The organism is Belnapia rosea, from assembly GCF_900101615.1.
Taxonomy (GTDB): domain Bacteria; phylum Pseudomonadota; class Alphaproteobacteria; order Acetobacterales; family Acetobacteraceae; genus Belnapia; species Belnapia rosea.
Genome location: NZ_FMZX01000016.1, coordinates 73003 through 95841 on the forward strand (window position 1 = coordinate 73003; position 22839 = coordinate 95841).

Here is a 22839-nt window from a genome sequence, read left to right on the forward strand (position 1 = left end):
CGCCTCAGTTCACCCGCAGGTCGTAGCGCTTCACCATCGCCTCGTACCGCTCGTATTCGGCATTGTGGTAGGCGGTGAAGTCGGCGCGGTTGCGGTACTGGATGGGCATGTTGAGCTGCCGCAGCCCGTCGATCACGGGCCGGCTCTCCATCATGCGCCGGCACGCGCCGTCGATCCGGTCGAGCACCGCCTCCGGCGTGCCCGCGGGGGCGTAAAGGCCGGACCAGATGGAGAAGGTGAGGTCGTACCCAAGCTCGCGGAAGGTGGGCGTCTCCGGGAATTCCGCCATGCGCTCCGCCGCATAGACCGCGATGGGGTGGTAGTCATATTGCCGGACGAGCGGCGCCTGGTCCGTGAAGACGGTGATCTGCCGCGACGCCATGGCCTGCACCACATCGCCCGACCCGCGGAAGGGGATGTGGTTGAACTCGACGCCCGTCAGCCGCTCGAGCGAGATCGAGCTGATATGCGGCGTGCTGCCCGGGCCGGTATTCGCCAAGGCAAGGGCGCCCCGTTCCTTCCGGGCCGCCGCCAGCACATCCTCCAGGCTGCGGAAGCCGGAATCCTTCTGCGTCATCATGATGATGGGCGCCGAGACCACCTGGCAGACCGGCGCGAAGTCGGCATTGCGGAAATTCGCGCCCCTCGTATGCGGTGTCAGCACCAGCGAGCCGCCCGGGGTCATCAACAGGGTGTTGCCATCACGCGGTGAGCGCGTGAGCTCCAGCGCGCCGACCGTGCCATTGGCCCCCGAGCTGTTCTTGATGACGACCTGCGTTCCGAGCGCGGCGGAGAGCTCCGGCTGGAGCATGCGGGCCATGAGGTCGGTCGAGCCGCCGGCCGAGAAATTGACGATCATGGTGACGGCGGTCTGGGCGGCTGCCGGGGGCGGAGCCATCGCCATGGCGAGCAGGATGCCGGCGGATGCGAGGATACGTTTCATCTTGGACCGTTCTTATGGAAAGACCGGCTATATCCCAGGCCCCGCTCAGTAGGCCAGCCGCGCCAGCGGTACCTCGAGCCGCAACACCAGCCCCTCGCGCGGCCAGTCCTGCGCGATGCTGCCGCCGAGCTGGGTGATGGCGCCCCGCTCCGCCAGGATGGTGCCGAAGCCGCGCCGCACGGGCGGCCCCTCCACCTCCGGCCCGCCGCTCTCCCGCCAGGTGAGGCCGAAGCGCTCGCCCAGCCGCGCGCCCTCGATGGTGACGCTTCCCTCCGGCCGCGACAGCGCCCCGTATTTGGCCGCATTCGTCGCCAGCTCATGCAGGATCAGGGCGAGCGAGGTCGCCGCCTTGACCCCGACCGGCACGTCGTCGCCGAGCAGCTCGATCCGTGCGGCCTCCTCCACCCCGTAAGGCGCGAGCAGGGTCGCCAGCAGACCGCGCAACGTCGTCTCCGTCGCCGCCGGGCCAGACTCGGCGCTGTGCGGCCGCACATATTCATGCGCCGCCGCCAGGGCGTTCAGCCGCCGCCGCAGGCTGTTGGCGAAGCCGCGCACTTCGGGCGAGGTACCGGAGGCCGATAGCGTCACCATCCCGCCGATGACGGTGAAGATGTTCTTGATGCGGTGGGAGAGCTCGCGCGCCAGCAGCTCCTGGCCCTCCTCCGCGCGCTTGCGCTCGGTGATGTCGACCACGGCACCGGAGAAGCGCACCGGCCGCCCGGCGGCGTCATGGGCGCAGCGACCGCGCGCCACCACCCAGCGTGTCCCCTCCGCCTTGTGCCGCAGCCGGAACTCCGCCTCGAAGGCGCTGCCCGTCTCCATCGCCGCGCCGATCTGCCGGCGCAGCCGCGCCAGGTCATCCGGGTCGATCCTCGGCACCAGCACCGCCAGCCGCACGCCCGATCCCATCGCCTCGGGTGCCTGGCCGAACAGCCGGGCGAAGCCCGGATCGGCGGTCAGCCGGTCCTGCGCCGCATCCCAGACGAAGGTGCCGATCATCTCCGCCGCGCCAAGGGCCAGCCGCAGCCGCTCCTCGCTGATGCGCAGCGCATCCTCGGTGGCCTTGATGTCCTCGATATCGGTGCAGGTGCCGAACCAGCGCTCGATCCGCCCCTGCGAATCCCGCACCGGCATCGCCCGGCCGAGCGCCCAGCGATAGACCCCGTCGGCCCGCCGCAGGCGGTACTCGATCTCGTAGGGCTCGCCGGTCTCGAGGGAATGGCGCCAGCGCTCCCAGGCCCGGCCCTGGTCCTCCGGGTGGAACATGCCGTTCCAGCCTGCCCCGTCGGTCGAGCCGAAGGGCACACCGGTGAAGTCGTACCAGCGGGCATTGTAGTAGTCGTGCGCCCCATCCGGCAGGGTGGACCAGACCATCTGCGGCATCGCATCGGCCAGCACGCGGAAGCGCCGCTCGCTGGCCTCCCGCTCCGCCAGGGCACGGCGGAGCTCCAGCTGCGCCATCACCTGCCGGGCCAGCACATGCAGGGCGAAGGCCTGCTGCTCGGTCAGCCCCTCCGGCCGCGGCTTGTGATCGAGCACGCAGAGCGTGCCGAGCGGCAGCCCCTCCTCCGTCTTCAACAGGGAGCCGGCATAGAAACGCAGATGGGGGGCGCCGGTCACCATCGGATTGGCGGCGAAGCGGGGGTCCTGCGTCGTGTCCGTCACCACGAAGAGATCGGGCTGCAGGATGGCATGGGCGCAGATCGAGACGTCGAGCGGCGTCTCCCGCACCCCGAGCCCGATCTCCGCCTTGAAGAATTGCCGGTGCTCGGAGATCAGGTTCACCACCGCGATGGGCGCCGCGCAGAGCTGGGCGGCAAGCTCGACCACCTCGTCGAAGGCCCGCTCCGGCGGCGTGTCGAGCACGCCATAGCTCTCGAGCGCGGACAGCCGCTGCGCCTCGCTCCAGGCCGGACCCTGCGACCCGCCCGCCCCTGTCTCGTTCACCGGGCCTCTGAAGGCATTCATCGCCACGCGTTCCGATCCGCTCGCCAACTGCAACAACCCATCCCGGCTCACGCCCGAAGGGACAGTTTCGCGTTCAACATGTGCTCGATATCGGCCGGATCGTATGGCTTCGGCACGAAGGGCACCTGCTGCAGCGCGGGCGGCACCTCGTCGGGGCGCGAGCCGGAGACGAAGGCGAAGGGCGTCCCCCGCTCATGCAGTGCCTGGGCGAATTCGAAGGTCTTGCCATCCAGCACATCGATATCGAGCAGGGCCACATCGAAGGTGGAGGAGGCCAGCGCCCGCTGCGCTTCGCGCACGGAGGAGGCGAGCGCGACCTGCGCCTCGCCCTCCGCCAGGCCAAGCACGATCTCCTCGAGATCGAGCGCGACCATGGGGTCGTCCTCCACGATCAGTATACGACGCGCATGCATATCAGGCCTCGATGCTCAGGCAGGGCGGCACCAGCCCCGCCTGTCAGTTCGGGAACGCACCGCCCATGCTCCAGCCCAATACCATGACGTTGTTGTGACCTTGTACTGGCTGGCCGCTCCTGTCTGGCACGGGCGCATCGTCGTCGCCAGCGCTTCCCCGCCACCGGGACGGCTTCCTTGACGCAATCGGCCAGCCTGTGCCCATCCTTCCACCCCATGGCCAGGGAGGGCCTTCGTCGCGTGAGCCAGGATGGGCCAGGCAGGAACCAGGCGGGCCAGGACCAGGCGGGCATCGTCATCGCCGGAGCCGGCCATGCCGGCGGTTCGGTTGTGGCGTTCCTGCGCCAATATGGCTGGAAGGGCCGGATCACCCTGGTGGGTGAGGAACCCCTGCTGCCCTACCAGCGCCCGCCCCTCTCCAAGGCCTGGCTGAAGCGCGAGGCCACGGCCGACAACCTCGCCCTCCGCCCCGCCCGCTTCTACGAGCAGCAGCGCATCGAAACCCGCCTCGGCACCCGCGTCACCGCCATCGACCGCGCCGCCCGCGAGGTCCATCTCGCCGATGGGGGCACCCTGCCCTATGACCGGCTGGTGCTCGCGACCGGCGCCTCGCCCCGCCGCCTCGGCCTGCCGGGTGCTGAGATGTCCGGCGTGCTGGCGCTGCGCAGCGCGGCCGATGCCGATGCGCTGGCCGCCGTGCTCGAGCCGGGGCGGCGGCTGGCGATCATCGGCGGCGGCTATATCGGCCTCGAGGTCGCCGCCTCCGCCCGCGCCCTCGGCGCCGAGGCGGTGGTGATCGAGCGCGAGGCCCGGGTGCTGGCCCGCGTCGCCGGCACCGACCTTTCCGCCATGATCGAGGCCCGCCACCGGGCCGAGGGCGTGGAGGTGCTGCTCGATGCCGCGGTCGAGGGGATCGAGGGCGAGGCCGGCGCCGCCCAGGCCGTGCGCCTCCGCGACGGCCGCCGAATTGCCTGCGATGCCGTCCTCGTCGGCATCGGCGCCATGCCGAACGAGGCGCTCGCGGTGGAGTGCGGCCTCGAAGCGGGCGGCGGCATCACCGTCGACCTCGCCGCCCGCACCTCGGACCCGCTGATCTACGCCATCGGCGACTGCACCCGCCGCCCCCTGCCCCTCTATGGGCGCGAGGCGCGGCTGGAAAGCGTGCCGAACGCCATCGAGCAGGCGAAGCAGGCCGCGGCCGATATCTGCGGCCGCCCGCCGCCGGTGCCGGAGGTGCCCTGGTTCTGGTCCGACCAGTACGACCTTCGCCTGCAGATCGCCGGCCTTGCCTTCGACCCGGCCGAGGCGGTGCTGCGCGGCAGCCCGGAGGATGGCAGCTTCGCCGTCTTCCACCTCGCCGCCGACCACCGTGTCCTGGCGGTGGAGGCGGTGAACGCGCCGGCGGACTTCATGGCGGGGCGCATCCTCGTGGCGAAGGCGCGGCAGGTTGCGCCGGGCCTGTTGCACGACAGCGCGGTGCCGCTGAAGGAGCTCGCCATCTAGCCGCCAGACCAAGGGGAGAAACGAAGACCATGCCGCAGGTCACCTATATCGAGCATGACGGCACCGAGCACCGGATCGCGCTGGAGGCCGGCAAGTCCGTGATGCAGGGCGCGGTGGACAACGCCATCCCCGGCATCGATGCCGATTGCGGCGGCGAATGCGCCTGCGCCACCTGCCATGTCTATGTCGATGAGGCGTGGCTGGCGCAATGCGGCACGCCAGGCGAGCAGGAGGCGAGCATGCTGAGCTTCGCCGCGACCGCCGCGCCGAATTCCCGCCTGTCCTGCCAGATCACCATGTCGCCCGCGCTCGACGGCCTCATCGTGCGGATGCCGGAGGCCCAACACTAAGCCCCAAGGGAAGAACAAGGAGGAGCCGGCCATGAACGCCCCCGTCGACCTCGACCATGCCCGCATCGCCGCGACCACGCCGCTCGACCGGCTCGACCCGAGCAACCCGGCCCTGTTCCGCGACGATGTCTGGCAACCCTATTTCGCCCGCCTCAGGCGCGAGGCGCCGGTGCATTACTGCGCCGAGAGCATGTTCGGCCCCTTCTGGTCGATCTCGACCTACAAGGACATCATGCAATGCGAGCTGGCGCATAAGGTGCTGTCCTCCGACAGCCTCCATGGCGGCATCTCCATCCGCGACCGCGACAAGGCCCTGCGCCTGCCCATGTTCATCGCCATGGACCCGCCGCAGCATGATGAGCAGCGGAAGGTGGTGCAGCCGATCGTCGCGCCCGGCAACCTGGCGAAGCTCGAGCATGTCATCCGCGAGCGCGCCATCCGCATCCTCGAGGGCCTGCCGCGCAACGAGACCTTCAACTGGGTGGACCGGGTCTCCATCGAGCTCACGGTCTCCATGCTGGCAACGCTCTTCGACTTCCCGCAGGAGGACCGGCGCAAGCTGTCCCACTGGTCCGACTGCGCGACCGCGCTGCCCATGCCGGGCGGGCTGATCGAGAACGAGGAGCAGCGCGAGGCCGTCTTCGCCGAGATGCTCGGCGCCTTCATGAAGCTCTGGAACGAGCGGGTGAACGCCGACCCGCGCCCCGACCTCATCTCCATGCTCGCCCATGGCGAGGCGACGCGGAACATGACGCCGCGGGAATTCATGGGCAACCTCGTGCTGCTGATCGTCGGCGGCAACGACACCACGCGCAATTCGATCAGCGGCGGCGTGCTCTTCCTCAACGAGAACCCGGCGGAATACAACAAGCTGCGCGCCAACCCCGCCTTGATCGAGACCATGGTGCCGGAGATCATCCGCTACCAGACGCCGCTCGCCCATATGCGGCGCACGGCGGTCGCGGATTTCGAGATCGGCGGCAAGACCATCCGCGCCGGCGAGAAGGTCGTGATGTGGTACATCTCCGGCAACCGTGACGAGACGGCGATCGAGCAGCCCGACCGCTTCATCATCGACCGCGCCCGGCCGCGCGGGCACCTCTCCTTCGGCTTCGGCATCCATCGCTGCGTCGGCAACCGCCTGGCCGAGCTGCAGCTGAAGATCCTCTGGGAGGAGATCCTGCGCCGCTTCCCGAGGATCGAGGTGGTGGGCCGGCCGGAGCGGACCTACTCCGCCTTCGTCCACGGCATCACCAACCTGCCGGTGCGGATCCCGGGCTGAGGCAAAGGGGCGGCGGGCTGCCCCGCCGCCCCGCGCCGGCTCAGCCGCGCTGCAGCATCATCTGCATCTCTTCCAGCATCGTCAGGTGCTGCTGGATCGACATGCGGGCCAGCACCGCGATGTGCTGACCATCCGCGCTGCGGTTGGTGTTGTCGAGGTAGCCCTGCTGCACCAGAAGCAGCTCCTGGTGGCCAAGGATCTGCCCCTGCACATAGCCCCGGTCGAAGGCAGGGCCGGAGAGCGATTGCAGGCTCGTCAGCACGGCCTGATGCTCGGCATCGAGCGGCACCGGCGGCGGGTTGGCCGTATTGGTCAGCACCTGCGCCACGGCAGTCTGCTCGGCGATCTCGAAGGCGGCGAACTGCTTCACCCTGGCATTCTGCGCCCGCTGCAGCGCCAGCTCGCTGGTCTGCTTCGCCAGCGTGCCGCCCATCAGCGTCATCGCCATGTGCTCGGCGGTGGAGAGGGTACGCACCTTGCCCGGCGTGACCATCGGGGCGGTCTGGGCGATGGCGGTCCCGCGCAGCATCGGCACGGCCGCTCCGGCGGCGGCAAGACCCAGGATCGCATGGCGTCGGTTCATGGCATCGGCTCCGTTTGGCTGTGGCCGGCGCGCGACGCGCCGCCTCTGCCGCGCCAACGGGCCGGCCCGGCGGGGGTTCGTCAGCAGGGCCGAACGAACCCCCGAAAGCCGCCTATCTCGTGACCCTGCCCGAAGTCGGATTCGTCAAGCCTGCGCCCCGCGTATCAACCGGCCGGGCAGCGCCCCGGTCGCCTGGCCATCGCGGTAGACCACCTCGCCGTTCACGATGGTCGCCACATAGCCCACGGCCTCCTGCACCAGCCGCTTGCCGCCCGCCGGCAGGTCGTAGCGCAGCTCCGGCACGCGGATCTGCAGGCGGTCATAGTCGATGACGTTGAGGTCCGCCCGCTTGCCGACGGCGAGCAGCCCGCGATCGGCCAGCCCGAGCGCCAGCGCATTGTCCCGCGTCAGCCGCCGCACCGCGAAGGGCAGCGGCAGCTTCGGCCCGCGCACCCGGTCCCGCGTCCAGTAGGCCAGCATATGGGTGGTGGAGGAGCTGTCGCAGATGATGCTGACATGCGCCCCGCCATCGCCGAGCCCCATCAGCGTCTGCGGATGCTCGACCATCGCCCGCACCGCCTCCAGGTCGCGGTCGGCGTAGTTGATGATGGGCCGGTTGAGGATCGCCTTGCCGTCCCGCTCCATCATCCAGTCCCAGCACAGCTCGGCCGGGTCCATGCCCCGCTGCGCCGCGATGGCGCCGACGCTGGTCTCCGGCCGCGGCTCGTAGTCGGGCGGGTCGCCCAGCTTGAAGATCATGTCCCAGACATTCAGCCGGTCCCGCAGCGCCGGGTCCGGCACCTCCTCGGCCAGGATGCGCGCCTTGAAGGCCGGGTCGCGCAGGATCTTCATCTTCTCGGCGAAGGGCAGCGCCGCCACCGCCTGCCAGGAGGGGCGCGCCATGAAGGGGTGCTGCGACAGCTCGAAGCCGAACATCAGCCCGACCGGCCGCGCCATCACCTGCCCGGTCATCGGCACGCCCGCCGCATTCGCCGCCTCGATCTTCTCGAGCAGGAAGCGCCAGAGCCAGGGCCGGCTCTCGCGCTGCAGCAGCGAGAAGGTCATCGGCCGGCCGGAGGCGGCGGCGATCCGCTGCAGCCGGGCGAACTCGTCCTCCGGCTCGTCGAAATCGGAGATCACCTGCAGCCAGCTCGCCCCCGCCTGGCCGACCGCGCGGGCGATCGCCTCCAGCTCCGGCTCGGGCGTGCCGAGGGTCGGCGTGTGGGTCCCGTCCAGCGTCTTGTGGGCGATGGCCCGCGAGGTGGAGAAGCCGAGTGCCCCGGCGCGGATGCCCTCGGCGGCCAGCCGCGCCATCTCGGCGATGTCGTCCGGCGTCGCCTCGGCATAGGCCGCGGCGCGGTCGCCCATCACATGCACCCTGAGCGGCGCATGGCACACCTGTGTCGCCACATCCATGTCGTAGCGCCGCGCCCCGAGCACATCGAGGAATTGCGGGAAGCTTTCCCAGTTCCACGGCAGGCCCTCGGTCAGCACCACCTCCGGCAGGTCCTCGACGCCCTCCATCAGCTTCACCAGCGCCTCGCGCGCCGCCGGCCGGCAGGGAGCGAAGCCAACGCCGCAATTGCCGATCAGCGCCGTCGTCACGCCATTGAGCGAGGAGCTGTCGAGCCGGCTGCTCCAGGTCGCCTGCGCATCGTAATGGGTGTGGATGTCGACGAAGCCCGGGGTGACGATCCGGCCCTTGGCGTCGATCTCCTCGGCACCGCGCTGCGGCACATCCCCGATCGCCAGGATGCGCCCGCCGCCAAGCGCGATATCGGCCTCATAGGGTTCCCCGCCGCTGCCGTCCACGATGGTGCCGCGACGGATGACGAGGCTCGGCTCGGTGGCCATGGGCTGTTCCCTCCGGAGGTTTTCCCCAGCCTTGGCCGGTGGGCGGCCCCTGTCAATGATAGCAGGCTATCGTGGCGCGGCCCTTGCTAGGCTCGTTGCATCAGGAGCCCACCGGATGCCCGCACCGCGCAATCTTCTCGAATTGGAACAGGATGTCGCCCGCGACCTCGAGCTGACCGCCCATCCCCGCGCCCCCTGGCTGGTGCCGAAGGCCTGTGGCGGCGCCCCGGTGCTGGACTGCCTGATCATCGGCGCCGGCCAGGGCGGCCTCGCCATCGCCCATGCCCTGCGCCGCGACAAGGTGGAGAACATCTTGGTCGTGGACCGGGCACCGGAAGGCCGCGAGGGCCCCTGGGTCACCTATGCCCGGATGCGGACGCTGCGGAGCTGGAAAACCCAGATCGGGCCCGACCTGCGGCTGCCCTCCCTCACCTACCAGGCCTGGCACGAGGCGCAGTTCGGCGCCGCGCATTTCGAGGCGATGGGCTGGATCCCGAAGGAGGCCTGGCACGACTACCTGCTCTGGTTCCGCCGCGTCACCGGCATCCCCGTCCGCAACGGCGTCACCGCCGGCGCCATCACCCCCGCCCGCACCGATGACGGCCTGCCCTGCCTCCGCATCGACAGCTCGGACGGCCCGCTGCTGGCCCGCAAGGTCGTCATCGCCACCGGGCAGGAGGGCGTCGGCGCCTGGTGGATGCCGGAATTCGTCACGGCCCTGCCGCGCGCGCTGCGCGCCCATGCCAGCGAGGCGATCGACTTCGCCGCCCTCCGCGGCAAGGTCGTCGCCGTGCTCGGCGCCGGCGCCTCCGCCTTCGACAACGCCGCCACGGCACTGGAGGCGGGCGCCGCCGAGGTCCACCTGTTCTGCCGGCGGGTGGAGCCGATGATCATCCAGCCCTATCGCTGGCTCACCTTCGCCGGCTTCCTCCGCCACATGCACCAGATGCCGGACGAGTGGCGCTGGCGCTTCATGAGCTACATCCTCGGCCTGCGCGAAGGCTTCCCGCAGGATACCTACAGCCGCGTCCTTGCCTTCCCGAATTTCACCATGCATGTCGGCCGGAGCTGGCACGATGCCCGCGCCGAGGCCGGCCGCGCCGTGGTCTCGACCGGGCAGGGCGACTTCGCCGCCGACTTCCTCATCTGCGGCACCGGCGCGCGGATGGACCCGGGCCTCGCGCCGGAGCTCGCCGCCTGCGCCCACAACATCGCCCGCTGGCGCGACCGCTACACCCCGCCGCCCGGCGAGACGCCGCCGGAGCTCGCCGAGCGCCTCGGCGGCTTCCCCTACCTCGCCACCGACAGCAGCTTCCTCGAGGCGCAGCCGGGCGAGACGCCCTGGCTGCGCGACATCCACCTCTTCGCCATCGGCACCAGCCTCTCCTTCGGCCCCGCCGGCAGCTCGATCAACGCCATGAGCATCGCCGCGCCACGCGTCGCGGCGGGGGTGACGCGGGGGCTGTTCGAGGCCGACCTGCCACGGCTCTACGAGGACCTGCTGGCCTATGACGTGCCGCAGGTGGTGCTGGAGCGCGAGAGGCTGGTGCCGCCCCCGCCCGGCCGCGAGAGCCCCATGGCCCGGCCATCAGCTGGCCGGGCGCCTCGCCAGAGCGAGGCCGAGGCCTAGCGCGATCATCGCGCCCCCCGAGGCCTGCCGCAGGCGGCAGACCAGGGCGGGACGTGTCGCCGCGCCGTCCCGGATGCCGCTCGCCGCGAAGGCGACCACGATGTCGGCGAGGGTGTTCAGCGCCACCGACAGGAAGCCGAGCACCACGAATTGCAGGGCGACATGGCCGGCGCCCGGATCCACGAATTGCGGGACGAAGGCCAGGAAGAAGGCCGCCGTCTTCGGGTTCAGCGCCTCGACCAGCACGCCCTCGCGGAACGCCCGCCCTGGGCCGATCGATGGTGCCGCGGGCCCGCCACCCGGACCTGCCGACGCATCCCGGCGGGCCGACAGGAAGGTGCGGACGCCGAGCCAGATCAGATAGGCGGCCCCGACCATCTTCAGCGCGGTGAACAGCTCCGCGCTGGCGAGCACGATGGCGGACACGCCGAGGCTGCCCGCGAGGACATGGACCATGCCCCCCAGCCCGGTGCCGAAGCTGGAGGCCACGCCTTCCGCACGGCCGCCAGCAAGCGTGCGTGCCGCGACATAGAAGATGCCAGGACCGGGTGTCACGGCGAGCAGGAGGGCCGCGGCGAGATACAGGGCAAGTTGGGTCAGGTCAGGCATGGCAATGGCTCTCCGTGGACGTGCGAGGTTTCGGCCCTGCGGCGCCGGGCCCGGCTACCGGTCACCGGCATCGAGCATCTCCAGCGCGGCGGCCACGCGCTGGCGGGCGGCCGGAGGCAGCGGGAGGATCGGCCGTGGCGGCTCCGCATGGCAGAGGCCCAGGATGCCGGCGGCGGCGTAGACCACGCGCAGGCTGCCCAGCTCCTGGAAGAGGTCCCATAGCGGCTGGAACCGGGCGTTCCAGCGCGCCACCTCGTCCTCCCGCCCCGCCTGGGCGGCGCGCAGGAGCTGCAACGCCGGCACGGGCAACAACCCGCCGACGACGCTGTACCAGGCGTCCCCACCCGCCAGCACGGCATCCGCGGCGTTCCAGTCGCCGCTATAGCCGATGGCGAAAGTGCCGGGGACCCTCGCGCGCAGCGCCCCATGCCGGGCCCGCGCCTCCGCGGGCGGGGGCGCCGGGTTCTTCACGGCGGCGATGCCGGGGACCCGCGCCAGCCGCTCCAGCAGGGCATCGCTGAAGGTGAAGTGGGTCGTGCCGGGGTTGTTGTAGATGCAGAGAGGCAGGCCTGTCGCTCCCGCGACCGCGGCGAAATGCTCGAAGACCTCCTCCTCGGTCAGCGGGGTGTAGGAGACCGGGGCAAGGAGGAGGCCGTCCGCCCCCGCGGCCTCCGCATCGCGGGCCAGATCCTGCGCGTCGCCGGTCCTGAGCGCGCCGATACCCACGATGAGTGGCACCCGCCCGCCCAGGCAGCCCGCCGCGGCCTCGACCGCGCGTCGCCGCTCGGCCCGGGCCAGATAGGCATAGGTGCCGGTGCTTCCGAGCAGACCGACCGAATCCACCTCCGCCGCGGCAAGACGCTGCACGAGCGGCACGAGGGCCCCGGTGTCCACCCGGCCATGCGGATCAGCGGGCGTGATGGGAAAGGCGGAGAGGCCACGGAACATCGCGGGCGCCACGGACATGGCTTGGGTCCTCTGGGCGGTTGGAAGGAGATCCGGGCGAACCTGCCCCGTCAGCCTGGATCAAGGCCGCCATGGCGTGGTCGGAGGCCCTGTCGCCCACCGCGACCTGGACCCTGCCCCAGGATTGGCCCACAAAGAACGTCCAGTTTCCTTAAAAACCACTGGTCCAGTCCATGGCCATGCCACCGGCAGCACGCGAGCCTGAGCGGATCACCCGGAGGATCTGCGAGGCGATCAAGGACCAGATCGCCTTGGGCCTGCTCGGCCCCGGCTCCCGGCTGCCCTCCACCCGGTCGCTCGCGGCGGAATGGGGCGTCTCGCGGACGACGGTGACGGCTGCCTATGAGCAGCTGATCGCGGAGGGATATCTGGAGACCCGGCAAGGCACCCGGGCGCAGGTGGCACAGGGCCTTGGCCAATCGCCCCCTCAGCCGGGGCAGCCCGCCCCCCCGGCGAGCCCTGGCCGGCTGTCGGCCTTCGGGCAGCGGCTGGCGGGCTTCCCGCTTCCCCCCGTCGCCGGCACGCAGCGGCTGGTGGCGGACTTCCGCTACGGCGACCTGGCCGCCGCCGACTTCCCCATGCCCGCCTGGAGAAAGGCTGTCACCGGCGCGCTCCTGCGCCGGCAGCCACGCCTCCGGTACGGCGATCCCTGCGGCCTGCCTGGCCTCCGGGCGGCCATGCAGGGCTATCTGTGGCGGGCCCGCGGCCTGCGCTGCGAACCGGAGCAGATCATCGTGGTCAACGGCTCACAGCAGGGCCTCGATCTCTGCGCGCGGCTGCTGCTCGATCCGGGCGACCGGGCCGTGATGGAGGATCCCGGCTACAACCTCGCCCGCCAGGTCTTCCTCGCGGCCGGCGCGGAGGTGGTCCCCGTCGCGGTCGATCGCGAGGGCATGCGGACGGAAGGCCTGCCCGCGGCACGGCTGGCCTATGCCACGCCGTCCCACCAGTTTCCGCTCGGCGGCGTCATGTCGGCCGGACGACGGCGGGAGCTGCTCGCCTGGGCGCAGCGCTGCGGCGCCCATGTCGTCGAGGACGACTACGACAGCGAGTACCGCTTCGACATCGCCCCGATCCCGCCCCTCCAGGCCATGGACGAGGCCGGAAGGGTCATCTACCTCGGGACGATCTCCAAGACGCTCTCGCCGACCCTGCGCCTCGGCTATCTCGTCGTCCCGCCGCCGCTGGCTGCCGCCTTCGCCAGGGCGAAGAGGCTGACGGACAGGCATGCGCCCCTGCTGGAACAGGAAGCCCTGGCCGACCTGATCGAGAGCGGCGCCTATGAGCGGCATGTGCGGCGCGTCCGCCGCCGGAATGGCGAGCGGCGCGCCGCCCTGCTGGCTGCCCTGTCGGCCAGATTGGGCGATGCGGTGACGGTGGTCGGGGCCGATGCCGGGCTGCATGTCGTCGCCTGGCTGAACGGGGTGCCGAGGGCACGGGAGGAGGCGTTCATAAACCGGGCGCATGCGGCGGGCCTCGGCCTCTACCCCGTCACCCCCCTCTATGCGCCCGCCGCAGCAACACTCCGCCCCGACGCGGCGGGGCTGGTGATGGGGTATGCGAGCCTCGAGGAGTCGGCCATCCGACGAGGCGTGGGAATCCTCGGGGAGGTCCTCGAAGCCTTCGCGGCCGAAGAGGCTCTCACCCGAATTGCAGCGCCGCCAGCCGCCCGTACAGCCCGCCCTCGCGCACCAGCGCCTCATGCGTCCCGCTGGCGACGATCCGCCCCGCCTCCAGAACGATGATCCGGTCCGCCCGCCGCACCGTCGCCAGCCGGTGCGCGACGACCAGCGTCGTCCGCCCCCGCGCCAGCCTCTCGAGCGCCTGCTGCACCGCCCGCTCGGACTCCGCGTCGAGCGCGCTCGTCGCCTCGTCCAGCAGCAGCACCGCCGGGTCGCGCAGGATGGCGCGCGCGATCGCCACCCGCTGCCGCTGCCCGCCCGAGAGCGTCACGCCGCGCGTGCCGAGATGGGTGTCGAGCCCCTCCGGCAGGTCCTCGAGGAAGTCCGCCGCCGCGGCCCGCATCGCCGCCGCGATCTCCGCATCGCTCGCATCGGGCCGTCCGAAGCGGATATTCTCCCGCGCCGTGGTGCTGAAGATCACCGGGTCCTGCGGCACCAGGCCGAGCCGCCCGCGCAGCGCCGCCGGCTCGGCGCGGGCGATGTCGACGCCGTCCAGCCGGATGCGCCCCGATTGCGGGTCGTAGAAGCGCAGCAGCAATTGCAGCACGGTCGTCTTGCCGGCGCCGGAGGGCCCGACCAGCGCCACCGTCTCCCCCGGCTCCACGGCGAGGGAGAAGCGGTCGAGCGCCGGCCGCTCCGGCCGCGTCGGGTAGTGGAAGACCACCTCCTCGAAGGCGATGCGCCCCAAGGGTCCGCCGCCGGGCGCCGGCAGCGGCAGGGGCGAGGCCGGCGGCGCCACCGCCGGCCGCTCCGCCAGCAATTCCAGCAGCCGCTCCGCCGCGCCCGCCGCGCGCTGGATCTCGCCCCAGACCTCGCTGAGGCTCGCCCCGGAACTCGCCAGCATCACCGCGTAGAGGACGAAGGCCGAAAGCTCGCCCCCCGTCATCCGCCCCGCGATCACATCCTGCCCGCCGACCCAGAGCGCGAAGGTGACGGCGCCGAAGCCGAGCAGGATGACCAGCAGGATGAGCAGCGCCCGCGTCCCGATCCGCCTGAGCGCCGCGCCGACCGATTGCTCGACCTGCGCCGCATAGCGCGCGCGGTCCAGCGGCTCATGGGTGAAGGCCTGCACCGTGCGCAGCCCGTTCAGCACCTCCTCCGCCGTGTCGCCGAGATCGGCGATGCGCTCCTGCGCCGCGCGGGAGAGCCGCCGCTCCCGCCGCCCGAAGCCGATCATCGGCACCACCACCAGCGGCACGACGATGGCGACGATGCCGGCCAGCTTCGGGCTCGTCACCAGCAGCATGACGAAGGCGCCCGCCCCGGTCAGGATATTGCGGATGCCCTGCGAGATGGCCGAGCCGGTCAGCGCCTGCAGCAGCGCGATGTCGGCGGTGAGGCGGGAGAGGATGTCGCCCGTCCGCGCCCGCTCGTAATAGGCCGGCGAGAGCGTCAGCAGATGGTCGAAGACCTCGCGCCGCAGGTCCGCCGCGACACGCTCGCCGAGCCAGGACATGAGGAAGAAGCGCCCGCAGGTGGCCGCCGCCAGCGCCGCGACCAGGCCGAACAGCGCCAGCGCCGTGCGGTCGAGCGCCGCCCCGCTGCCGGCCGCGAATCCCTCATCGACGAGGTGCCGCAGCCCTTGGCCGAGGCCGAGCAGCATCCCCGCCGCCAGCACCAGCGCCAGCCCGGCCAGCGCCACCCGCCCCCGATAGGGCCGCAGATAGGGCAGCAGCAGGCCGAGCGAGGCGAGCCTGGCGCGGGCCGGCTTCGCCGCCGGGGCGCCGCCCGCCCGCCCGGCCGCGGCGGTCAAAGGATGTAGCGGCTGAGATCGGTGCTGCCGGCCAGCGGCGCCACCTTCTCCCGCACATAGGCCGCATCCACCGGCACCTGCTCGCCAGGCCGGTCGCTGGCAGTGAAGGAGATCTCCTCCAGCAGCCGCTCCATCACCGTCGCCAGCCGCCGCGCGCCGATATTCTCAACCTTGGCATTGATGTCGGTGGCGAGGTCGGCGATCGCCTCCACCGCATCCGGCGTGATGCCGAGCGTCAGCCCCTCCGTCCCGAGCAGCGCGGTGTACTGCTTGATGAGCGAGTGCTCCGGCTCGGTCAGGATGCGCCGCATGTCGTCCCGCGTCAGCGCGCCCAGCTCGACGCGGATCGGCAGCCGCCCCTGCAGCTCCGGCAGCAGGTCGGAGGGCTTCGCCAGGTGGAAGGCGCCCGAGGCGATGAAGAGGATGTGGTCGGTCTTCACCGGCCCATGCTTCGTCGTGACGGTGGTGCCCTCGATCAGCGGCAGCAGGTCGCGCTGCACGCCCTCGCGCGAGACATCGCCGCCGCGCACCCCGCCCTCGCTGGCGCGGGCCACCTTGTCGATCTCGTCGAGGAAGACGATGCCGTTGTTCTCGGCATTGGCGATGGCCTCGCGGGTCAGCACCTCCTGGTCGACCAGCTTGTCCGCCTCGTCCTTGATCAGCGCGGCGCGCGCCTCGGCCACCGTCATCTTGCGCGGCTTGGTCCTGCCGCCGAACATCTTGCCGAGCATGTCCTGCATGTTCTGCATCTGGATGCCCTGCGCGCCCGGCAGGTCCATCATGCCGATCGGCATGCCGCCGCCCTGGTCGGCGACCTGCACCTCGACCTCGCGCGTCTCGAGCGCGCCCTCGCGCAGCATCCGGCGGAATTTCATCCGCGTCTCGCCCGAGGCGCCCTCGCCGACGAGGGCCGTCACCAGCCGCTCCTCCGCCGCCAGCTCGGCCTTGGCCTGCACGCCCTTCCGGGACGCCTCGCGGGTCTGGGTGATGCTCACCTCGACGAGGTCGCGGATGATGCTGTCCACGTCGCGGCCGACATAGCCGACCTCGGTGAATTTCGTCGCCTCGACCTTGAGGAAGGGTGCGTTGGCGAGCTTGGCCAGCCGCCGCGCGATCTCGGTCTTGCCGCAGCCGGTCGGGCCGATCATCAGGATGTTCTTCGGCACCACCTCCTCCCGCATGGCATCGGGCAGCTGCTGCCGGCGCCAGCGGTTGCGGAGCGCGATGGCGACCGCGCGCTTGGCGTCGTTCTGCCCGACGATATAGCGGTCGAGCTCGGAGACGATCTCGCGCGGCGAGAGGTTGACAGCTTCCATGGTCAGGCCGCTTCCAGGGTTTCGACGACGATGTTGCCGTTGGTGTAGACGCAGATATCGCCCGCGATCTTCATCGCCCGGCGGACGATCTCCTCGGCCGAGAGGCCCTCCACCGGCAGCAGCGCCCGCGCCGCGGCCAGCGCGAAATTGCCGCCCGAGCCGATGCCGATCACCGCATCCTCCGGCTCCAGCACATCGCCCTGGCCGGTCAGCAGCAGGCTGCGCTTGGCGTCCGCGACCGAGAGCAGCGCCTCCAGCCGTCGCAGGTAGCGGTCGCTCCGCCAGTCCTTGGCCAGCTCGACGCAGGCGCGCTCCAGCTGGTCGGGGAAGCGCTCGAGCTTGGCCTCCAGCCGCTCGAGCAGGGTGAAGGCATCCGCCGTGGCGCCGGCGAAGCCCGCCAGCACCCGGCCGCCGGCGATGCGGCGGACCTTCCTGGCATTGCCCTTGACGACGGTCTGGCCGAGCGAGACCTGCCCGTCGCCCGCCATGGCGACGAGGCCGCCCTTGCGGACCGAGAGGATGGTGGTGCCGTGCCAGCCGAGTGGGTCGTGTTGCGTGGTCATGATGGTCGCACATGGCCCGCCGGGGGCGCCGAGGCAAGCGCTGGCCGAATGGCGGATGCGGCCGCCACGGCCATTCGGTGCTGCGCTGCAGCGAAACCCGCCCGGCCGGCGCAACCCCATTTCCCCCCGGCCGCGCATCCGCTATGCCCCCGCCCCATGAGCGTCCGCACCGCCACCATCAGCCGGACAACGGCCGAGACCGCCATCACCGCCCGCCTCGCGCTGGACGGCACCGGCCAGGTCCGCGCCGAGACCGGCATCGGCTTCCTCGACCACATGCTGACCGCCCTCGGCCGGCATGCGCTGTTCGACCTCGAGGTGGAGGCCAAGGGCGACCTGCATATCGATTTCCACCACACGACGGAGGATGTCGGCATCGTGCTGGGCCAGGCGCTGCGCGCGGCGCTGGGCGACAAGCGTGGCATCCGCCGCTACGGCCATGCCCTGCTGCCGATGGACGAGGCGCTGGCCGAGGCGGCGGTGGATATCTCCGGCCGCCCCTTCCTCGCCTGGGGCGTCTCCTTCGCTCGTGACAAGATCGGAGAGATGGACACCGAATTGTTCGAGGAATTCTTCCGGGCCTTCGCCTTCAATGCGGGCATCACCCTGCATGTCACCTTGAAGGCCGGCACCAATGCGCACCATGTCGCCGAGGCCTGCTTCAAGGCGCTGGCCCGGTCGCTACGGATGGCCGTCGAGACCGACCCGCGTTCGCCCGATGCCATCCCCTCCACCAAGGGGGTCCTGGAGGCCTGATGCGCGTCTGGACCGTCCACCTCCCCCCCTCCCCCAGACCGGGCCCAGAGGGCGGGCTGCCACGCCTCCTGCCGGAAGGCTTCGCCTGGCTCGCCTTCCTCCTCGGCCTGCCCTGGCTGCTGGCGCACCGGCTATGGCTCGAATCGGTGATCTATGCCGGGCTGGTGGCCCTGCTGCTCGCCCTCGCCCCGGCCTGGGCCGTGCCGCCCGCCGGACTCGCCCTCCATCTGCTGCTCGGCTTCCAGGCCCGCGACCTGCTGCGCGGGGCACTGGCCCGGCGCGGCTGGCGGGAGGCCCATCTCGTCGCCGAACGGGATGCCGACCTGGCCCTTGCCCGCGTGCTGGAAGTGCGCCCTGACGCCCATGTGCGGGGGGCACGCGCCGCATGAGGATCGCCGTCATCGATCCCGGCTCGGGCAACCTCGCCTCCGTCCTCCGCGCCCTCGACCGCGCCTCGGAGTTGGCCGGCCGGCCCGTCGAGGCCGCCATCACCCGCGATGCGGCCGAGGCCGAGGCCGCCGACCGCCTCATCCTGCCCGGCCAGGGCGCCTTCGCCGCCTGCATGCGCGGGCTGCAATCCCTCCCCGGCATGGTGGAGGTGCTGGAGCGCCGGGTGCGCGGCCAGGGCGTGCCCCTGCTCGGCATCTGCGTCGGCATGCAGATCATGGCCGAGCGCGGGCTCGAGCATGGCGTGACGCCGGGCCTCGGCTGGATTGCCGGCGAGATGGCGCCGATGACGCCGCGGGCGCCGGACGGCACATCCCTGCCCCTGCCGCAGATGGGCTGGAACACCCTCGACTTCCCGGAGGATGGGCACCCGCTGCTGGACGGCATCCGCCCCGGCGAGCACGCCTATTTCGTCCATTCCTATGCGCTCAGCGGCGCGCGGGGGGAGGAGGTGGCGGCCACCACCGACTATGGCGGCGAGGTCGTCGCCATCGTTGCCCGCGGCAATGTCGCCGGCACCCAATTCCATGTCGAGAAGAGCGCGACCGTGGGCCTGCGCATCCTGGCCAATTTCCTCCGGTGGGAACCATGAGCGAGATCGCGGCCGCGGGCAGCACCACCCCGCATCTCTGGGTGGACCGCGTCACCGAGCTCGATGACCACGACATCGCCGAGCTCTGCGAGGCGACCGATGCCGCCATCATCGAGGGCGGCGGCTTCGGCTGGATCGAGCCGCAGGGCCGCGCCGCGCTGGAGCGCCACTTCCGCGGCGTCCTCCTGGTGCCGGAGCGGGAGCTGTTCGTGGCGCGCCTCGATGGCATGGTGGTCGGCAGCGCCCAGCTCGTCCGCCCGCACCGCAACAACGAGGCCCAGGCCTTCGCCGCCCAGCTCACCCATGCCTATATCGCGCCCTATGGCCGTGGCCATGGGCTGGCGCGGCTGATGATCCAGCGGGTCGAGGAGTATGCCGCCTCGCTCGGCCATCGCGTGCTGAACCTCGATGTGCGGGAAACTCAGCTCACCGCCATCTCGTTGTTCCAGGCGCTCGGTTATGTGCGCTGGGGTACCCATCCGGTCTATGCCCGGGTGCGTGGCCAGACGGTCGCAGGGCAATACTACTACAAGCTGCTGGAGCCGGGGCGCGGCCGCCGCACAGGACAGATGGTGCCATAACCGATGGGTCTCACCCTCTACCCCGCCATCGACCTCAAGGCCGGCCAGGTGGTCCGCCTCAAGCGCGGCGACATGCGCGAGGCGACGGTCTATTCCGCCGACCCCGCGGCCCAGGCCCGGCTCTTCGCCGGTGCCGGCTTCCGCTGGCTGCATGTGGTCGATCTCGACGGCGCCTTCGCCGGCCGCCCGGCCAATGCCTCGGCGGTGCAGGCCATCCTCGCCGCCACGCCCGGCCTGCCGGTGCAGCTCGGCGGCGGGATCCGCAGCATGGGCGCGGTCGAGGGCTGGCTTGACCAGGGGGTGAAGCGCGTCATCCTCGGCTCCGCCGCGCTGAAGGACCCGCAATTCGCCCTCGCCGCCTGCCGCGCCTGGCCGGGCCAGATCGCCGTCGGCATCGATGCCCGCGGCGGCATGGTGGCGACCGAGGGCTGGGCCGATATCAGCACCATGACGGCCGGCGACCTTGCCCGCCGCTTCGAGGATGCCGGCGCGGCCGCCATCATCTACACCGATATCGACCGCGACGGGATGCTGGGCGGCGTCAACCTGGAGGCGACGCTGGCCCTGGCCCGCTCGGTCCGGGTGCCGGTCATCGCCTCGGGCGGCGTCGCCTCGCTGAACGACCTCGCCTCGCTCACCGCCGTCACCGGCGAGGGCATCGAGGGCGTCATCATCGGCCGTGCCCTCTATGACGGCCGCATCGACCCGGCCAAGGCCCTGGCGCTGGTGTCGGCCGCCCCGGCCAAGGGCTAGGCTCCCTCCCCGACCAGGGGAGGACACATCGCCATGCGCATGCCATCCATGGGCCGCCGCCTGCTGCTCGGCGCGGTGGCCCTGCTGGCCCTCGCCGGCACCGCGGCGGCGGCCGAGATCCATGTGCTCACCTCCGGCGGCCTCACCGCCGCCTATCGCGCCCTCGCCCCGGAATTCGAGCGTGCGACCGGCCACCGGCTGGTCACCGCCCAGGGCGCCTCCATGGGCAGCGCGCCGGATGCCATCCCCCAGCGCCTCGCCCGCGGCGAGCCGGCCGATGTGCTGCTGCTCGCCGGCAGCGCGCTCGACCGCCTGATCGCCGAGGGCCGCGCCATGCCCGGCAGCCGCACCGACATCGCCGAGTCCCGCATCGGCATGGCCGTTCGTGCCGGGGCGCCCCGCCCGGACATCGCCAGCATGGAGGGCTTCCGCCGCGCCCTGCTGGCGGCGAGGTCGATCGCCTATTCGGCCAGCGCCAGCGGCGTCTATATCGAGACCGAGATGTACCGCCGCATGGGCCTCGCCGACGAGCTCATGCCCAAGAGCCGCAAGATCCTCAGCGAGCGCGTCGGCAGCGTCGTCGCCCGCGGCGAGGCGGAGATCGGCTTCCAGCAGATCAGCGAGCTGCTGCCGATCCAGGGCATCGACTTCCTCGGCCCCATCCCCGCCGAGTTGCAGCAGGTGACGGTCTTCTCCGCCGGCCTTGCCGCCGGGGCGCGGGAGCCGGAGGCCGCCCACGCCCTCATCCGCTTCCTCGCCTCGCCCGAGGCCCGCGACACGCTGCGCCGCACCGGCCTCGACCCCATGGGGGGCGGGTAGGCTTCAAACTCATTCAGGAATGGCAGAGATGGGCGGGAAGCGGACATGGCTAACGCAACCCGTTGAGGACTGCTCCGCGCCTGTTTCGGCTTTTGAAGTCCCGCCGCCGATTGCCCGAAGACAGACGCCTGAAACCGCCTCAATCTGCGCTCTAGGCTCAATCCGACCAGCCAGTCATCTTCAGGATATCTATGCGCCATCCCGGACAACCCAAATCAGCACCAGCTTGGTATCGAGCCCGAGGTCCATCCTACATCGAGCATCAGTTTTCAGCTGCGCTCGGCGACTTGGCTGACATGATCGAGAGCGAGCATTGGTTCGGAGACGCTGAAAAGCACGCGCGCTACCGCGTCGATTTCATCCTGGTCGATTTCATCCTGAAGGATGCCCGGTTAATCATCGAGCTCGATGGTCACGAACATCATTCAACCAAAGAGCAGCTCAAGAAAGACGCGATTCGACAGAGATATCTAACGCGGGCTGGCTATTCGGTCATCCGATTTGCTGGATCGGAGATCAATCGCGACCCCGCTGCTTGCGTGCGTGAGGTTCGGGAGATGTACAAGGAGCGCATGCAACGTGCGCCGGCAAAGTATCGCGTCCTGTACATCGACTACCGATTTCTGTTCCGTCAGATGACGAAGGCGAAGCGATTTTATCAGAATCTTCATCCTAGTAAAAGTCTACAGAACCCTAGCCTGGATAAATTTATTACCCATGCCGTAGGCTGGCTGCACGAAAAGTCCTTCATAACGGCGTTTATATTCGTGCCGCCGGAGGAAGAATACTATATTAAGCCATTGGACGGGCAGACGACTGAGTATGAAAAGGGCGAGGTGCGGATCAATGTCATGGCGCATGACCTTTATTCTGCCGAACTTGGGGTCCACATGGAGAGCTACGCGCACCTGTTTGACGAGTTTTTTCTGGTGGCGGACGATCCCATCTACGTTCTTCCTTTGCGGTCGGTGCTGCCCGCTAAGCTCAGCGATCGTGTTCTCGGCGGGCAGAACTTCGAGTTTCTGGCGGGGGGCAAACTCCTGCGAAGGGGAAATGACGAGACCGCATTTGTTGGAACGGATCTTGCGAGGGTCCTCTGGCAAGATGTCTGGTACCCGATTGGCACAGCAATGGGACTTGATCCCTACGAGCTGTGACCCACGGTTGATTATTTTGTGAGCGAACCTTCCCCTGGGCACGGCAGCTATCTGGAACAGGTCGCCTCGATCCCGTCAGTCAGAAGCCTGCCAAGCACAGCCGTTTGCATTACCAATGCGAAGGTCCGCTCCGGGTCGGAAGCAGCCATCGCTGAGCGGCTTCCGTTCGCCTTAGCTCACGGAACCCGCCCTAGCCTGTTGCTTGATCGGGCAAATACCTCCCCTCCGGTGATTCCACCTGACCGGAGTTTGCTCTGGCCGGCCCCGCTTGCCTGCCGCCCCGGCAGGCGCCAGTCTCTCCCCAACGATAAGGGGAGAG

Annotated in this window: 22 protein-coding genes; 12 read left to right on the forward strand and 10 right to left on the reverse strand. The window is 70.5% G+C overall.

Annotation, left to right across the window (positions count from 1 at the left end):
• Positions 1-4: 4 nt before the first annotated feature.
• From BLR02_RS20870 to BLR02_RS20880, 3 genes are read right to left on the reverse strand one after another with little or no spacing between them, the layout of a single operon-like run.
• The gene (locus BLR02_RS20870) at positions 5-943 is read right to left on the reverse strand and encodes a tripartite tricarboxylate transporter substrate binding protein (RefSeq protein ID WP_090664524.1); all 939 of its coding nucleotides are present in this window, start codon (positions 941-943) and stop codon (positions 5-7) included.
• Between the two features lie 45 nt (positions 944-988).
• On the reverse strand, positions 989-2911 hold the full coding sequence (locus BLR02_RS20875) for a PAS domain-containing protein (RefSeq protein WP_090664525.1): 1923 nt from the start codon (positions 2909-2911) through the stop codon (positions 989-991).
• 47 nt (positions 2912-2958) lie between these two features.
• Positions 2959-3300: a response regulator gene (locus BLR02_RS20880; protein WP_176849718.1), complete on the reverse strand. Its 342-nt coding sequence runs from the start codon at positions 3298-3300 to the stop codon at positions 2959-2961.
• Positions 3301-3540: 240 nt separating this feature from the next.
• Here BLR02_RS20880 and BLR02_RS20885 point away from each other — a divergent pair, with 240 nt between their 5' ends.
• The 3 genes from BLR02_RS20885 to BLR02_RS20895 are packed head-to-tail and all read left to right on the forward strand — an operon-like array spanning position 3541 to position 6459.
• A complete protein-coding gene (locus tag BLR02_RS20885) occupies positions 3541-4827 on the forward strand; it encodes an NAD(P)/FAD-dependent oxidoreductase (protein WP_090664526.1) in 1287 nt (428 codons plus the stop codon).
• A 29-nt stretch (positions 4828-4856) separates the two neighbouring features.
• Positions 4857-5177, forward strand: a complete 321-nt coding sequence (locus tag BLR02_RS20890; protein WP_090561395.1) for a 2Fe-2S iron-sulfur cluster-binding protein — start codon at positions 4857-4859, stop codon at positions 5175-5177.
• A gap of 31 nt (positions 5178-5208) precedes the next feature.
• Positions 5209-6459 carry a cytochrome P450 gene (locus tag BLR02_RS20895; protein ID WP_090664527.1) on the forward strand — a complete coding sequence of 417 codons (1251 nt, stop codon included), beginning with the start codon at positions 5209-5211 and terminating at the stop codon, positions 6457-6459.
• A gap of 40 nt (positions 6460-6499) precedes the next feature.
• Here the strand turns inward: BLR02_RS20895 and BLR02_RS20900 are convergent, their stop codons facing one another.
• Both BLR02_RS20900 and BLR02_RS20905 read right to left on the reverse strand, forming a co-directional pair.
• On the reverse strand, positions 6500-7042 hold the full coding sequence (locus BLR02_RS20900) for a DUF4142 domain-containing protein (RefSeq protein ID WP_090561392.1): 543 nt from the start codon (positions 7040-7042) through the stop codon (positions 6500-6502).
• 144 nt (positions 7043-7186) lie between these two features.
• Complete coding sequence (locus BLR02_RS20905; RefSeq protein ID WP_090664528.1) at positions 7187-8896, reverse strand: N-acyl-D-amino-acid deacylase family protein; 1710 nt, start codon at positions 8894-8896, stop codon at positions 7187-7189.
• Between the two features lie 115 nt (positions 8897-9011).
• Here BLR02_RS20905 and BLR02_RS20910 point away from each other — a divergent pair, with 115 nt between their 5' ends.
• Positions 9012-10526: a flavin-containing monooxygenase gene (locus tag BLR02_RS20910; protein ID WP_090664529.1), complete on the forward strand. Its 1515-nt coding sequence runs from the start codon at positions 9012-9014 to the stop codon at positions 10524-10526.
• Here BLR02_RS20910 and BLR02_RS20915 read toward each other — a convergent pair.
• Together BLR02_RS20915 and BLR02_RS20920 are read right to left on the reverse strand one after the other, a co-directional pair.
• The gene (locus BLR02_RS20915; RefSeq protein WP_090561386.1) at positions 10485-11135 is read right to left on the reverse strand and encodes a LysE family translocator; all 651 of its coding nucleotides are present in this window, start codon (positions 11133-11135) and stop codon (positions 10485-10487) included. The genes BLR02_RS20910 and BLR02_RS20915 overlap by 42 nt on opposite strands.
• Positions 11136-11189: 54 nt before the next feature.
• A complete protein-coding gene (locus BLR02_RS20920; protein ID WP_090664530.1) occupies positions 11190-12101 on the reverse strand; it encodes a dihydrodipicolinate synthase family protein in 912 nt (303 codons plus the stop codon).
• A 173-nt stretch (positions 12102-12274) separates the two neighbouring features.
• On the opposite strand from BLR02_RS20920, the gene pdxR reads away from it, so the two are divergent.
• On the forward strand, positions 12275-13846 hold the full coding sequence (pdxR, locus tag BLR02_RS20925; RefSeq protein WP_090664531.1) for a MocR-like pyridoxine biosynthesis transcription factor PdxR: 1572 nt from the start codon (positions 12275-12277) through the stop codon (positions 13844-13846).
• Here pdxR and BLR02_RS20930 read toward each other — a convergent pair.
• From BLR02_RS20930 to hslV, 3 genes are read right to left on the reverse strand one after another with little or no spacing between them, the layout of a single operon-like run.
• Positions 13743-15536: an ABC transporter transmembrane domain-containing protein gene (locus BLR02_RS20930; protein WP_090561382.1), complete on the reverse strand. Its 1794-nt coding sequence runs from the start codon at positions 15534-15536 to the stop codon at positions 13743-13745. The genes pdxR and BLR02_RS20930 overlap by 104 nt on opposite strands.
• The gene (gene hslU, locus BLR02_RS20935; RefSeq protein ID WP_090664532.1) at positions 15533-16852 is read right to left on the reverse strand and encodes an ATP-dependent protease ATPase subunit HslU; all 1320 of its coding nucleotides are present in this window, start codon (positions 16850-16852) and stop codon (positions 15533-15535) included. The genes BLR02_RS20930 and hslU overlap by 4 nt, the downstream gene beginning before the upstream one ends.
• A gap of 2 nt (positions 16853-16854) precedes the next feature.
• Positions 16855-17415, reverse strand: coding sequence for an ATP-dependent protease subunit HslV (hslV, locus tag BLR02_RS20940; protein WP_090561847.1), 561 nt, complete (start codon positions 17413-17415; stop codon positions 16855-16857).
• A gap of 156 nt (positions 17416-17571) precedes the next feature.
• On the opposite strand from hslV, the gene hisB reads away from it, so the two are divergent.
• The 7 genes from hisB to BLR02_RS20975 all read left to right on the forward strand — a co-directional run bounded on the left by hisB (position 17572) and on the right by BLR02_RS20975 (position 22520).
• The gene (hisB, locus tag BLR02_RS20945) at positions 17572-18171 is read left to right on the forward strand and encodes an imidazoleglycerol-phosphate dehydratase HisB (RefSeq protein ID WP_090664533.1); all 600 of its coding nucleotides are present in this window, start codon (positions 17572-17574) and stop codon (positions 18169-18171) included.
• Positions 18171-18560: a DUF2628 domain-containing protein gene (locus tag BLR02_RS20950; protein ID WP_090561376.1), complete on the forward strand. Its 390-nt coding sequence runs from the start codon at positions 18171-18173 to the stop codon at positions 18558-18560. The genes hisB and BLR02_RS20950 overlap by 1 nt, the downstream gene beginning before the upstream one ends.
• Complete coding sequence (gene hisH / locus BLR02_RS20955) at positions 18557-19210, forward strand: imidazole glycerol phosphate synthase subunit HisH (RefSeq protein WP_090664534.1); 654 nt, start codon at positions 18557-18559, stop codon at positions 19208-19210. Before BLR02_RS20950 ends, hisH begins: the two co-directional genes overlap by 4 nt.
• The gene (locus tag BLR02_RS20960; RefSeq protein WP_090561372.1) at positions 19207-19791 is read left to right on the forward strand and encodes a GNAT family N-acetyltransferase; all 585 of its coding nucleotides are present in this window, start codon (positions 19207-19209) and stop codon (positions 19789-19791) included. The genes hisH and BLR02_RS20960 overlap by 4 nt, the downstream gene beginning before the upstream one ends.
• A gap of 3 nt (positions 19792-19794) precedes the next feature.
• Positions 19795-20544 (forward strand): 1-(5-phosphoribosyl)-5-[(5-phosphoribosylamino)methylideneamino]imidazole-4-carboxamide isomerase, encoded by a 750-nt coding sequence (gene hisA / locus BLR02_RS20965; RefSeq protein WP_090664535.1) that lies wholly within the window; start codon positions 19795-19797, stop codon positions 20542-20544.
• Positions 20545-20577: 33 nt separating this feature from the next.
• On the forward strand, positions 20578-21363 hold the full coding sequence (locus BLR02_RS20970; RefSeq protein ID WP_090664536.1) for a substrate-binding domain-containing protein: 786 nt from the start codon (positions 20578-20580) through the stop codon (positions 21361-21363).
• 296 nt (positions 21364-21659) lie between these two features.
• Positions 21660-22520, forward strand: coding sequence for an endonuclease domain-containing protein (locus BLR02_RS20975; protein ID WP_245704882.1), 861 nt, complete (start codon positions 21660-21662; stop codon positions 22518-22520).
• The last annotated feature ends 319 nt before the right edge of the window (positions 22521-22839 follow it).